This window comes from Chelatococcus sp. HY11, from assembly GCF_018398335.1.
In the GTDB taxonomy this organism is placed as follows: domain Bacteria; phylum Pseudomonadota; class Alphaproteobacteria; order Rhizobiales; family Beijerinckiaceae; genus Chelatococcus.
Genome location: NZ_JAHBRX010000001.1, coordinates 796,672 through 809,470 on the forward strand (window position 1 = coordinate 796,672; position 12,799 = coordinate 809,470).

Annotated in this window: 10 protein-coding genes; 2 read left to right on the forward strand and 8 right to left on the reverse strand. The window is 64.1% G+C overall.

Annotated elements, in window-relative coordinates; genetic code table 11:
- Positions 1–24 precede the first annotated feature (24 nt).
- Positions 25–990 (reverse strand): hydrogen peroxide-inducible genes activator, encoded by a 966-nt coding sequence (locus tag KIO74_RS03935; protein ID WP_349629141.1) that lies wholly within the window; start codon positions 988–990, stop codon positions 25–27.
- 57 nt (positions 991–1,047) lie between these two features.
- On the reverse strand, positions 1,048–2,580 hold the full coding sequence (locus KIO74_RS03940; RefSeq protein ID WP_213330721.1) for a methyltransferase regulatory domain-containing protein: 1,533 nt from the start codon (positions 2,578–2,580) through the stop codon (positions 1,048–1,050).
- A gap of 486 nt (positions 2,581–3,066) precedes the next feature.
- Here KIO74_RS03940 and KIO74_RS03945 point away from each other — a divergent pair, with 486 nt between their 5' ends.
- Both KIO74_RS03945 and der read left to right on the forward strand, forming a co-directional pair.
- Positions 3,067–3,726 (forward strand): tetratricopeptide repeat protein, encoded by a 660-nt coding sequence (locus tag KIO74_RS03945; RefSeq protein WP_213330723.1) that lies wholly within the window; start codon positions 3,067–3,069, stop codon positions 3,724–3,726.
- Between the two features lie 51 nt (positions 3,727–3,777).
- The gene (gene der / locus KIO74_RS03950) at positions 3,778–5,121 is read left to right on the forward strand and encodes a ribosome biogenesis GTPase Der (RefSeq protein WP_249730847.1); all 1,344 of its coding nucleotides are present in this window, start codon (positions 3,778–3,780) and stop codon (positions 5,119–5,121) included.
- Positions 5,122–5,349: 228 nt separating this feature from the next.
- Here der and KIO74_RS03955 read toward each other — a convergent pair whose 3' ends face one another.
- The 6 genes from KIO74_RS03955 to KIO74_RS03980 all read right to left on the reverse strand — a co-directional run bounded on the left by KIO74_RS03955 (position 5,350) and on the right by KIO74_RS03980 (position 12,769).
- Positions 5,350–6,090, reverse strand: coding sequence for an SDR family NAD(P)-dependent oxidoreductase (locus KIO74_RS03955; RefSeq protein WP_213330725.1), 741 nt, complete (start codon positions 6,088–6,090; stop codon positions 5,350–5,352).
- A 279-nt stretch (positions 6,091–6,369) separates the two neighbouring features.
- Positions 6,370–7,842 (reverse strand): amidophosphoribosyltransferase, encoded by a 1,473-nt coding sequence (gene purF, locus KIO74_RS03960; protein WP_502762015.1) that lies wholly within the window; start codon positions 7,840–7,842, stop codon positions 6,370–6,372.
- Between the two features lie 41 nt (positions 7,843–7,883).
- Positions 7,884–8,537, reverse strand: a complete 654-nt coding sequence (locus tag KIO74_RS03965) for a CvpA family protein (RefSeq protein ID WP_213330727.1) — start codon at positions 8,535–8,537, stop codon at positions 7,884–7,886.
- 120 nt (positions 8,538–8,657) lie between these two features.
- Positions 8,658–10,076, reverse strand: a complete 1,419-nt coding sequence (radA, locus tag KIO74_RS03970) for a DNA repair protein RadA (protein WP_213330729.1) — start codon at positions 10,074–10,076, stop codon at positions 8,658–8,660.
- Positions 10,076–11,233, reverse strand: coding sequence for an alanine racemase (alr, locus tag KIO74_RS03975; RefSeq protein ID WP_213330731.1), 1,158 nt, complete (start codon positions 11,231–11,233; stop codon positions 10,076–10,078). The genes radA and alr overlap by 1 nt, the downstream gene beginning before the upstream one ends.
- A 48-nt stretch (positions 11,234–11,281) precedes the next feature.
- Positions 11,282–12,769, reverse strand: a complete 1,488-nt coding sequence (locus KIO74_RS03980; protein WP_213330733.1) for a replicative DNA helicase — start codon at positions 12,767–12,769, stop codon at positions 11,282–11,284.
- Positions 12,770–12,799 lie beyond the last annotated feature (30 nt).

Below are 12,799 nucleotides of genomic sequence, written 5' to 3' on the forward strand. Positions count from 1 at the left end.
CTCCAGTTTATGGAGGGCATCGACTCATGACGCGATGCGCGTGGGCTGCATGTCCTCAACGAGCGGCAGCCGGCCGCGACAGCGCTCGATCAACTGCTGACCGGCGGCCCCGATGATTTCGCCGAGGGCGTGGAAATCGTTGGTACGAGGGGAGCTGCGCCGCCATGCAAGCCCAATCGTGCGCAGCGGAACCGGGTCCCGGAAACGTGACAGGTTCACGCGGGTGTCCTCGGCCACCTCGACGGCTGCCGCCATTTCGGGCAGGAGCGTGACGCCGTAGCCGTTGGCGATCAGCTGCACCAGCGTCGAGAGATTGCTGGCGCCGTTCTGCTGACGGACAAGCGCGGGCGGCACATTGCAGTAGCTGAGAACCTGCTCGCGCAGGCTGTGGCCGTCTTCCAGCAGGACGAGCTGGTCCGCGGCCACCAGGCTCGGCGAGAGCATGTGTGAGGGCGGGTTGCCGTGGTTCTGCGCCGGCGTGACGTAGAGCAGGTGCTCGTCGAATAGCGGCAACGTTTCAATGTCGGGATGTTCAAGCGGAAGGGAGACGAGAATCGCGTCGATCCGGCCTGAGATCAATTCGCCCACGAGGGCACCCGTCATAGTCTCGCGCAGCGTCAGTTCCAATGCCGGGAAGCCTGCCTTGATCTGGGGCAGCGTACCTGGAATGAGATACCGGGCGATCGAAGGCTCGGCGCCGAGAACGAAGGGGCCGGACAGCGGTCCGCTTGTGCGCCGTGTGAATTCGGTGAGATCGAGCACGGTTGCCAGAATATCACGGGCGCGCCGCGCAACCTCATGGCCGACCTCCGTCAATTGAACGTCGCCGCGCCGGCGTTCGATCAGAGGAGTTCCGAGCAAGGTCTCCAGCTCGCGCATCTGCATGGAGAGCGCTGGCTGCGTCACCGAACATTCTTCGGCGGCGCGTCCAAAATGCCGATGCCGTGAAAGGGCTTCGAAATAACGAAGGTGTCTAAATGTTATCATCATGGAAATTCATTTCTTTTCTAAATATAAAGAAAATAATGAGGAATAATATTGCAAGGATTAGATGATTCCAAGTTTTCGCCAAAGAGGAAATTTATTTTCTATTATTGGCTGGATCTGATTTTCCAGGAAACGTGTGGCTTCTTCGTCGTCCGTGAGGGCGGTGCCCTCGCGTTGCGGGCGCCGCTCCAGCAGCTTGAAGATGTTCAAGGCATGCCGGGTGATGCTGGACAGGTCTTCATGGCAGCCGTCGAAGACGGCGCTCAAGGCAAGAAGATCGAAGTCGTCAACGGGTAATCCGCTGCCCAGAACCGGCGAAGCGATGGAATGATAGACCCGCCCAATTTTCAGTCGCTCCGTGATCCATCGGTTGAAGCGCTGCGAGGGAGCTGGGTCGGTTGGGACGCCAGGCGTCAGCGCGAAGACCTGATGCGAATGGATGAGCAGCGCCAGGCAGTCGAGCAACGTGCCGAGGCTCTCGTTGCGGAAGGCGGGCAGGGCGCGCAGCTCCTCGACCGTTGCGGGTTTCTGCGCGACGAGATCCGCGACAGGCTTGTAGAGTTCCTCCTTTCCTGTCAGCTCTCCGAGAGGGCCTTGGAAAGTGAATTTGAAATCCTCGCGCGGTCGGACGCCGACGAAGCGAACACGTTCCAGCAGCTCGCGATGTTCCGCCTTGGTGAGTGGCGTCATACCTCGGGAGAAGATGTCCCGGCGGAAGCGCTTGTTGGCGGCGTAGTCACGTATCGTCTCCCTCAACCCCACATCGTGGGCGCTCGCCACCATCTCATGAAGGGCCGAGGGTACGGCATATTGATCGAGGTTCTCCGCAATGGTCGCGGAGCCGACATATCCGAGCTTGGCCTCGTCCAACATCGCGGCGACCGTGGCGAAGGGCATGATCTCCCAGTCCGCCCCGAAATATTCGTGCGCGAGATAAATCTTATCCTGTTTCAGCAGGTGATCGAGATGGGCCGCGGCGGGTGGGTTGGCCGTGAAATAGGCGGCACCGCCATTGCGCAATTGTGTCAGCTGATCGAGCGCGAGGCCGACTTGCGTGTCGGAATGGCCGGGGTTGCGCTGGCGGGTATCGAGCATGAACTGCCGCATGGGCAGAATGGAGGCCCAGCCCGGTTGGCAATTGTATGAGATATAGACAAGCCCCTCCGGCCGAAGGCGTTGCCGGATGATCGACAGGATCGCGTCGCGGGCGTCGGCTGAGACCCAGCTCCAGATGCCGTGAAGCGATACGATATCGGCAGGCTCCCGCTGCCCGGCCGCCGCCTGTTCCTGAAAGCTCGCCTCGATGACTTCGATGTTGGACAGTTCGGCATTGGCAATCAGGCGCGAGGCGTGGACCACATGCGCGGGGTTGAAGTCATAACCCTCGAACGCGATGTGGGGGTTCGCGGCGGCGAGCAAGGCAAGACCGAAGCCTTGTCCGCATCCCAGCTCGACGACGCGTCGCGGAGCAAAAGCTCCGCCCGGTGAGCGGCCGGATACCAAGGCAGCGAATGCCAGATGTGCGGGTGCCATTTCTCTATAGAAATGCGCAGTGTAACCGACATCGGTTACGTAACCTCGGGTCCAGTGCATGTGCTGAAAGCTCCACGCTTGAAATTAGATATTGAAATCAAATTCAACCAATGCGTGTAAGTCATCAGAAATTGCTGACTGTGGCAAGCTTACACCCGCAGTTTTTCCCCTTCTCCCGGCCCCTCTCGGCTCGCATTGAACGCAGGAATGATTGCACAGTCCGTAAGTGTTTACGAATCATAAACTAAGTTATGGATGGGCGTCGCGGTCTGGCGGCGTCTGGCGGTGCCTTGGCCATAGCGCCGTTGACTATCAGGGCCGCGCCGATCAGCCCGGGCTTCTTACAGCGCATCGAGGAGGGCCGGGTGATCGGTGTGCTCACCGCCCGGCCCGTCGCAAGGCCGGCGGCGTGGCATCCATGGACACGCGCTGTTGAGGGCGCGAGGCGACTTTTCCGGGACAGGAGGCGGCGACTATGCTAGGCGACCCGTGGGCCTGCTGCGATTGGCGCGGGTTGAGATCGAAGCTTGGGACGGCCACCAGTTCATGACCGACATTTTCCGTGAGATCGAAGACGATCTGAAACGCGACAGATATCTCAAACTGTGGGGGCGCTTTGGCCCGCTGCTGGTGGTCCTTGCCGTTCTCATCGCACTCGCGGCCGGCGGGTGGAGCTTCTGGCGCTATCGCCAGGTGGAGGCGGCGAGAGCCGCGGGCAACCAGTTCGAACAGGCGATCGATCTGTCGCGCGACGACAAGGAGACGGAGGCGGAGGCGGTTTTGCAGGAGCTCGCGAAGACCGCTCCCGCAGGCTACCGTGATCTCGCGCGTTTCCGCCTCGCGGCAGAGATCGGCCGACGTGACGCAGCCGCCGGCGCCAGCGCCTTCGAGGCGCTGTCCAGCGATGGGAGCGTGCCTGCGACGATGCAGCAGCTCGCGACGCTGCGGGCGGCGATGCTGCGGCTCAACGCCGGTGACACGTCGACGATCGAGGCAAAGCTGACCCCACTTGCGGCCCCTGGCCAGGCTTGGCGGAATTCAGCCCGCGAACTCCTCGGTCTCGCTGCGCTGAAGGCGGGCAATTATGAAGCCGCCGGGCGCTGGTTCGATCAGATCGCCGCCGATGCCGAGGCGCCACCCGCGTTGCGCCAACGCGCGGAGCTCTACCTTGCGCTGGTGCAGGGCGGTCCCGTCACCGTCAAGTAGCCAGTACAGAGCCTGCTCCGCTCCCTTATTCGTTTTCCGTCAGTCGAGATCATGGTCGCCACAGTCGCAATCGTCGGTCGTCCCAATGTGGGTAAGTCGACCCTTTTCAACCGGCTTGTCGGCAAGAAGCTCGCGCTCGTCGATGATCGTCCGGGCGTTACCCGTGATCGCCGCGAGGGTGAGGCCCATCTCGGCGATCTGACTTTCACCGTGGTTGACACGGCCGGCCTCGAGGAGGCCGACGCCGACAGCCTGACGGGCCGCATGCGCGCCCAGACCGAAGCGGCCGTGATGGCGGCCGACGTCATTCTTTTCGTCATCGACGTCCGCAGCGGCATCACGCCCTCGGATCGGCAGTTCGCCGATCTCGTCCGCAAGTCCGGCAAGCCCGTCGTGCTCCTCGCCAACAAAGCCGAGGGGCGCAGCGGGCTTGAAGCCTCCTACGAGGCCTTCACGCTCGGCCTCGGCGATCCCGTGCCGATCTCGGCCGAACATGGCGAAGGCACGAGCGACCTCTATGACGCACTTGCCGCCCTTCTGCCCGCTCCCGAGCATGACGATGAAGAGGACGAGGCATCGCGGTCCATTCGCATCGCCATCGTCGGTCGTCCCAATGCCGGCAAGTCCACGCTCATCAACCGCATGGTCGGCGAGGACCGTCTGCTCACCGGTCCCGAAGCCGGGATCACGCGTGATTCCATTTCTCTCGACTGGGAGTGGCGCGGCCGGCCGATCAAGCTGTTCGACACCGCGGGGCTGCGCAAGCGCGCCCGCGTCGAGGACAAGCTCGAGAAGCTGTCCGTCGCCGACGGATTGCGCGCCGCGCGTTTCGCCGAAGTCGTGGTCGTGCTGCTGGATGCCACCATTCCCTTCGAGAAGCAGGATCTCACCATCGTCGACCTCATTGAGCGTGAGGGGCGGGCCTTGGTCATCGGGCTCAACAAATGGGATCTGGTCGCGGATCAGCCCGGCCTCCTGAAGACACTGAAGGAAGAGGCCGCGCGGTTGCTGTCGCAGGTGAAGGGCGTGACGATCGTGCCGCTGTCCGGACTTGCCGGGCGCGGCATCGACCAACTGATGGAAGCCGTCGTCGCCGCCCATGAGGTTTGGAACAGCCGCATATCGACCTCGCAGCTGAACCGGTGGCTTGCCGACGCCACAACGGCGCATCCTCCGCCGGCCGTCTCGGGCCGCCGCATCAAGATCCGCTACATGACGCAGGTGAAGAGCCGGCCGCCGCATTTCGCGGTCTTCGGCAATCAGCTCGCATCGCTGCCGACGTCTTATTCACGCTATCTCGTCAATGGCTTGCGCGAGACTTTTGATCTTCCGGGTACACCTATCCGGCTCTCGCTGCGCCAGGGCGACAATCCCTACGACAAGAAGAAGCGCTGATATCTCGCTTACTCAGGGAGGGGGGCGGTAGCGCTAAGTCCCTTTCCGATCAATGTGAAGCACCTGATCCCCTCCGGTGCCATCCCCGGTCTTGTGCCGGGGATCCCGATCGGAAGGACAAGAAGCCCCACTTATCGGGATGGCCGGGGCAAGCCTGGCCATGACGGCAGAGTTTCATCGACGGCAGAGTTTCATTGCTTCAACCAGATCGGGAAGCGCTGAAAAAAATCAGGCCGGCATTTGCGGCGTCAGGACCCGGCCGGCGGGGAAATCGAAAATCTTGCCCGTCTCGGTCCAGTCCGGCGAAGCCAGCGTCACGAGATGCGGAGCGAGGTCTTCCGGCGTCTTGAGCGTCTGCGGATCCTCGCCCGGCATGGCGGCGCGGCGCATGGCGGTGCGCAGCGGGCCGGGATTGACCAGCATGACGCGCAGGGCGGTTTTTTCGGTCTCGGCGGCGTAGCTTCTTGCCATCGCCTCGACCGCCGCCTTCGAGGCCGCGTAGGGACCCCAGAACGCACGGCAGGAATGAGCGGCGCCCGACGACAGGAAGATGGCGCGGCCCGCGTCCGACACGCGCAGCAGCGGGTCGAGCGATCGGATCAGCCGCCAGTTCGCGGTGACATTGATCGCCATGACATTGTCCCACACCTTCGGCTCGATATGGCCGAGAGGCGAGAGCACGCCGAGAACCCCGGCATTCGCCAGGAGGATGTCCAGCTTGCCCCAGCGCTCATGGAGCGCGGCGCCGAGGCGATCCAAGCCGTCATAGTCATTGAGGTCGACGGGGACGAGCGTGGCGTTTCCGCCGGCGGCGCGGATCTCGTCATCGAGTTCCTCGAGCGCGCCGACCGTGCGGGCTAGCGCGACCACATGGGCGCCGGCGCGGGCATAGGCCAGGGCGGCGGCGCGGCCGATGCCACGGGATGCGCCGGTGACCAGCGCGATGCGATCCGCGAGGGGACGGGACATGGGCATTCCGTTCTAGGTTTAATTGATAGTCAGTTTTCAGTTGTCATGGCCGGGCTGGTCCCGGCCATCCCGATGAATGGAGGCGTCTCTCCGGTCGGGATCACCGGGACAAGCCCGGTGATGACGGTGGTATCTCTTGGCAATTCTTGAATGTTGATTGGCCCTAGAGCATTTCCAGCTAAAGCGCGGAGCGGTTCGGCGTCCGAAAGTGCGTAAAATCAATGAGATAGCGCTTTTCCGGCGCCATGGATTTCACCGGAAAAGCGCGCAGGACGCCGATCAGCCGGCTTCCGCAAGGAGGGACAACTGCGACGTGCGCTCCCCCATGAGGTCTGTCAGTGTGGTGGGATAATCACCGGTGAAATAGTGATCGGTGAACTGCGGCTGGGAGGGGTTGCGGCCGTCCTTCTCGCCGAGCGCCCTGTAGAGGCCGTCGACGGATACGAAAGCCAGGCTGTCGACGCCGGTGAACTCCCGCATCTCCTCCAGGCTCATGCGGGCCGCGAGCAGTTTCTCGCGATCCGGCATGTCGATGCCGTAGTAGTCGGGATACATGATCGGCGGGGAGGCGATGCGGAAATGCACTTCCGTGGCGCCGGCGTCCCGCATCATCTGCACGATCTTGACCGATGTCGTGCCACGGACGATCGAATCGTCGATCAGCACGATGCGCTTGCCCTCGACGAGAGCGCGGTTTGCCGAGTGCTTCAACCGCACGCCGAGCGCGCGGATGGCCTGGGTCGGCTCGATAAAGGTGCGGCCGACGTAGTGGTTGCGAATGATGCCGAGTTCATAGGGGATGCCCGCGGCCTGGGCGAAGCCGAGCGCCGCCGGCACGCCGGAATCGGGCACTGGCACGACGATGTCCGCATCGACAGGCGCTTCCCGCGCGAGTGTTGCGCCGATGGCCTTGCGGACACCGTAGACGGAACGGCCGTTCACGACCGAATCCGGCCGGGAGAAATAGACATATTCGAAGATGCAGGGGCGGGCCGGCTGGGCCGGGAAGGGCCGATGGCTCTCAAGGCCGGCTTCCGAGATGACCACCACTTCGCCATTCTCAATATCCCGGACGAATCGGGCGCCGATAATATCGAGGGCGCAGGTCTCGGAGGCGAGGATGTAGTGGCCGTCGAGTTCGCCAAGCACCAGCGGGCGAATGCCGAGCGGGTCGCGCGCGCCGATGAGCTTCTTGTTGGTCAGGCTGACGATGGCATAGCCACCCTCGATCTGGCGCAGAGCGTCGATGAAGCGCTCAAGAAAGCGCGTGCGGCGCGAGCGGGCCACGAGGTGGAGGATCGCTTCCGTGTCGGAGGTCGACTGGCAGATCGCGCCTTCGGCGACCAGCCTGCGCCGGAGCGTGAGGCCGTTGGTGAGATTGCCGTTATGCGCCACCGCGAAACCGCCGCTCGCAAGTTCAGCGAACAGGGGTTGCACATTGCGCAAAATCGTCGCGCCGGTAGTAGAGTACCGCGTATGGCCGATGGCGATATGGCCCTTCAGGCGCTCTATGGTCGCGGGATCGGAGAAGTTATCGCCGACGAGGCCAAGATGCCGCTCCGACTGGAAGCGGGTGCCGTCGAAGGACACGATGCCGGCGGCTTCCTGGCCGCGATGCTGCAGCGCATGCATGCCGAGCGCGGTGATCGCGGCGGCGTCGGGGTGCCCATAAATGCCGAATACCCCGCACTCCTCATGCAGGGTATCAGCTTCGGAATCGAAATCGTCGAATCCGCGGCTATCTTCCATCATTGAGTCTCCCGCCGGTAACCGAACGCGACCGCAACCGCGGTTTACCGGGACGCACCTGTAGCACCAGTGGCACCGTTTCTAACCGGCGCCTCGCTGCGGCGTTGCGGCGCAGGTTGCCCATTGGCGGGCGTCTGCGGCGATGTCTCGGGTTCGGCCGGGACATCAGCATCTCCATCCGGGCTCGGACGGCGCAACTTCTGCAAGATGGTGCTTTCAGGGTCATCCGGCAACATCGCCACCAGACGATCGCCTGTCGATTGCAGCAGAGGCTTGGTTCTGGCCTGCTGCACCCATTCAGGTTGCATGTCTGGCTTCACGAGCCAATTGAAGAAAAGAAACCCGACAACGCAAATCAGAAAGCCGCGAGCTGCGCCGAAAATGAAGCCCAGCGAACGATCCACGGCACCGATGCGGGAATCCAGCACCAGGTCGGACAACTGCACCGTAATGAAGGACACGATGATCAGCGTGACAAGAAAGACCGCCGCTATGGCAACGACCAGCGCGATCGTCGGGTTAGCGATATGCGGCTTCACATAGGGAAGCACCTGGGCGTGCAGGAAGAGGGCAGCGACGGCCGCGGCAACCCACGAGGCGATTGCGAGGACCTCGCGGGTAAAGCCTCGCACTGCCGCCAGAAGGGCGGACAGCAGGACGACGCCGATAACGATAAGGTCAAGAAGTGCGACGGGCATGATCGAGCCTGGAAACCGCGAATCAGGGCGGGTGTACGGGGGCGTAACGTACTATCAGGTTGGTATAGCTCGCGTTACGGCGGTCGTCACCTCTCGCAAAGCTCTGTCCAATAAAACTTGTTAACCTTTGGAAAGACGCTGATCGCGCCGGTCGCGTTGTCCGCCGGCCGCGATGCGCGCCACGAGATCGACGATGTGACCCGCCGACATCACGTCGAGCGGCGCCTTCTCGCCCTGGTCGCGCGCTGGCGGCGGGGCCACGGCGCGATGAAACCCGAGCTTCGCGGCCTCCTTAAGGCGCGCCTGAGCCTGGGATACCGGCCGCACCGCGCCGGACAGGCCTATTTCGCCGAAATGGACCGTATCCGAAGGCAGAGCGACGCCCGCGAGCGAGGAAACGAGCGCGGCAGCCGCCGCGAGATCGGCCGCGGGCTCGGTGATCTTCAGGCCACCGGCGACATTGAGATAGACGTCGTGCTGACCGAGCTTCAACCCGCCGTGAGCTTCCAGCACCGCAAGCACCATGGACAGCCGGCTCGGATCCCAGCCGACGACCGCGCGGCGCGGGGTGCCAAGGCTCGATGGCGCGACCAGCGCCTGGATTTCGACGAGCAGGGGCCGGGTCCCCTCCATTCCGGCGAAGACCGCGGTGCCGGCCGCGGAGAGATCCCGGCCGGACAGAAAGAGCGCGGAGGGGTTCGACACCTCGGCAAGCCCACGCCCCGTCATCTCGAACACGCCGATCTCGTCGGTCGGGCCGAAGCGATTCTTCACCGCGCGCAGGATGCGGAAGTGGTAGCCGCTGTCGCCCTCGAAGGAGACGACGGCATCGACCATGTGCTCGACGACGCGAGGACCCGCGATCTGGCCGTCCTTTGTGACGTGGCCCACCAGGATGACGGTCGTGCCGGTGGTCTTGGCGAAGCGAATGAGCGCCTGCGCGCTGCCGCGGACCTGCGTCACGGTGCCGGGCGCCGCCTCGACGCTCGAGGTCCACATGGTCTGGATCGAATCGATGATGGCGAGGCGTGGCACCGTCCCATGCGACAGGGTGGCGATGATGTCCTCGACATGGGTCTCGGCCGCGAGCTCGACGGGCGCGTCGTTGAGGCCGAGCCGCTCCGCGCGCAGGCGCACCTGCGCGACCGCTTCTTCACCGGAGATATAGGCGACACGGTGGCCGGCTCGGGCCATGACAGCGCTGGCTTGGGTCAGCAGCGTGGACTTGCCGATGCCGGGATCTCCGCCGATGAGAATGACCGAGCCGGGCACGAAGCCGCCGCCGGTGACCCGATCGAGCTCGCCGATCCCGGACGGCACCCGTGGCGCATCCATGCTGGAGCCCTGCAGACCCTCCAGCGGAAAGATGCGTCCCTTGCCGCGCGCCGCCGCGCGGCTCGCGCCCGGAACGGGCACGGGCGGGCCGGAGGCTTCCTGCGCCAGCGTGTTCCAAGCCCCGCAAGCGTCGCACTTGCCCTGCCAGCGGTTGTAGACCGCGCCGCAGCTTTGGCAGATGTAGCTGACCGCCCCACGCGCCACTAGTCTTCCAGCCCCTTGTAGCGCCGCGCGAACCGGTGGCCGAGACTGGTGAGGATTTCATAGCCGATCGTGCCGGCGCGCGCGCCGACCTCGTCGATGCTGATGCCGTCCCCTATGAAGGTGGCGTAGTCGCCCCGCTTCACCGCGTCCTCGGCGAGCGCCGAGATATCGAGGGTGACGAGATCCATGGAGATTCGGCCGGCGATCGGGCATCGGATGCCACCGACGACAGCGTCGCCGCCGGGTTTCAGGTTGGTGCCGCTGAGGCTGCGCAGGAAGCCGTCGGCATAGCCGAGGCTCACCGTCGCGATCCGCCGACGCCCTTCCGCTGTCCAATGGCCGCTGTAGCCGACGGTTTCCGCGTCCGGCACCGTCCGGATCTGGATGATCCTGGCCGCGAGCCGGACGACGGGCGCCATGGGATTGTCCCGCCCCGGGCGCGGATTGCCGCCATAGAGCGCGTAGCCCGGGCGCAGTAGATCGTAATGCGGCCGCTCCGGCAGATAGATCCCTGACGAATTGCAGAGCGAGGCGGGGACGCCGGGAAGGAGGGCACGCGCGGCCTGGAACGCCTTGACCTGCCTGGCGTTGACCGGCAGCGCCGGAACCTCGGCGGATACCAGGTGGCTCATCACCAGCGTCGGCATGAAGGTTTCCATCAGCGTGGTCTCACTGACAAGCTTCGTCGCGCTGTCCAGCCGTAGGCCAAGCCTGTTCATGCCGGTATCAATATGGACCGCCGCGGCCAGTTTGCTCCCGACGGCGGCGCAATAGGCGCCCCATTCCTCGATTTCCTCGCGCGAACCGAGAACCGGTCGGGCGTTGATCGCGGCGAAATGCGCGGCGGTTCCCGGCAGGAGGCCGTTGAGCACGTAAAGGGTCGCGGCGCTGTTGACGGAGCGGAAGCGCTCGGCTTCGCTGAGATGGGCGACGAAGAACGTCGTGCAGCCCGCATCCGTGAGCGCGCGCGCCGCCTGCTCCAGACCTATCCCGTAGGCATCGGCCTTGATGACCGCGGCGCATTCCGCGTCCGGCGCCTCTCCGGCGAGCGTGCGCCAGTTCTTCACAAGGGCTTTGAGGTCGATGGTCAGCAGGGCGCCGGCGTCTGGCTCACGGACACCGGCGAGGGAAGCATCGGGGAAAGCGGAAGCGGTCACAATGAGGGGAACCTCATCTCAGCGGATGTTGGCGCGGCGCGCCCACCGTCAGTATTGCTCAGGCAGGTGATCTTCCTGCGCCAGATTGCCGAAGCGGGTCACATCAGCCTGGAACGAGAGTTGGACCGTGCCGGTCGGACCATGGCGCTGCTTGCCGATGATCACTTCGGCCTTGCCGTGGGCCTGGTCCATCTCGGCCTGCCACTTGAAGTGCTCCTCGGTGCCCATCTTGGGCTCCTTGTTCTTGAGATAATATTCGTCACGATAGACGAACATGACCACGTCGGCATCCTGCTCGATTGAGCCCGATTCGCGCAGATCCGACAGTTGCGGCCGCTTGTCGTCGCGCGACTCGACCTGACGCGAGAGCTGCGACAGCGCCACGATCGGCACGGCGAGCTCCTTGGCCAGGGCCTTCATGCCGGTGGTGATCTCGGTGAGTTCCTGCACACGGTTTTCGCCCTTCTTGGACGAGCCGGAGAGAAGCTGCAGATAGTCCACCACGAGAAGATCAAGGCCACGCTGGCGCTTCAGGCGGCGCGCGCGGGCGGCGAGCTGGGCGATCGACAGGCCGCCCGTCTGGTCGATGTAGAACGGAATGGTCTGCATCTCACGCGCGACATCACTGATCTTGTAGAACTCATCCTCGCGGATGTCGCCGCGCCGGATCTTGTAGGAGGGAATGCCCGCCTGTTCGGCGATGATACGATTGGCGAGCTGCTCCGACGACATTTCCAGCGAGAAGAAGCCGACGATGCCGCCATTCATGGTCTTCACGGCGCCGTCGGGCTGCTTTTCGCCGCGATAGGCCTTGGCGATGTTGAAGGCTATGTTGGTGGCGAGCGAGGTCTTGCCCATGGCGGGGCGGCCGGCGAGGATGACGAGGTCCGACGGCTGCAGGCCGCCCATCATCCGGTCGAGATCGTGGAGCCCGGTGGCGAGGCCCGAAAGCTTGCCTTCCCGCTTGTAGGCGGCGGCCGCCACATCGACGGCGGCGGTCAGCGCCGTCGCGAAGTTCTGAAACCCGCCGTCGTAGCGCCCCGTCTCGGCCAGCTCGTAGAGGCGCCGCTCCGCTTCCTCGATCTGGTCGCGCGGCGAGACATCAACGGCCGAATCATAGGCCTCGTTGACCATGTCCTCGCCGATCTCGATCAGGCGGCGGCGGACGGCGAGGTCGTGGATGGTCCGGCCGTAGTCCTCGGCGTTGATGATAGTTGTGGCTTCGGCGGCAAGGCGCGCCAGATACTGCGGGATGGTGACGCCGCCGAGATCCTGATCGCCGAGGAAGGTCTTCAGGGTGATCGGCGTCGCGATCTTGCCGGCTTTGATGAGGCTGGTCGCGACTTCATAAATGCGCCGGTGCACCTCCTCCTGGAAGTGCTCCGCCTCAAGGAAGTCTGAGACGCGGAAATAGGCATCGTTGTTGACGAGAACGGCCCCGAGGAGCGCCTGCTCGGCATCGATGTTATGCGGCGCGAGGCGGAACTGTGCCTCACTCACCGTCTCAAGCCGCGCTACCAGACTATTCACCGCCACCTTACCGCCCTAACACGTGAGTCGCTTCGC

Bases quoted from the DNA above. Each gene is read 5' to 3' on its own strand.
- KIO74_RS03935 (WP_349629141.1), bottom strand. From the start codon at position 990: ATGATGATAACATTTAGACACCTTCGTTATTTCGAAGCCCTTTCACGG.
- KIO74_RS03940 (WP_213330721.1), bottom strand. From the start codon at position 2,580: ATGCACTGGACCCGAGGTTACGTAACCGATGTCGGTTACACTGCGCAT.
- KIO74_RS03945 (WP_213330723.1), top strand. From the start codon at position 3,067: ATGACCGACATTTTCCGTGAGATCGAAGACGATCTGAAACGCGACAGA.
- der (WP_249730847.1), top strand. From the start codon at position 3,778: ATGGTCGCCACAGTCGCAATCGTCGGTCGTCCCAATGTGGGTAAGTCG.
- KIO74_RS03955 (WP_213330725.1), bottom strand. From the start codon at position 6,090: ATGTCCCGTCCCCTCGCGGATCGCATCGCGCTGGTCACCGGCGCATCC.
- purF (WP_502762015.1), bottom strand. From the start codon at position 7,842: ATGATGGAAGATAGCCGCGGATTCGACGATTTCGATTCCGAAGCTGAT.
- KIO74_RS03965 (WP_213330727.1), bottom strand. From the start codon at position 8,537: ATGCCCGTCGCACTTCTTGACCTTATCGTTATCGGCGTCGTCCTGCTG.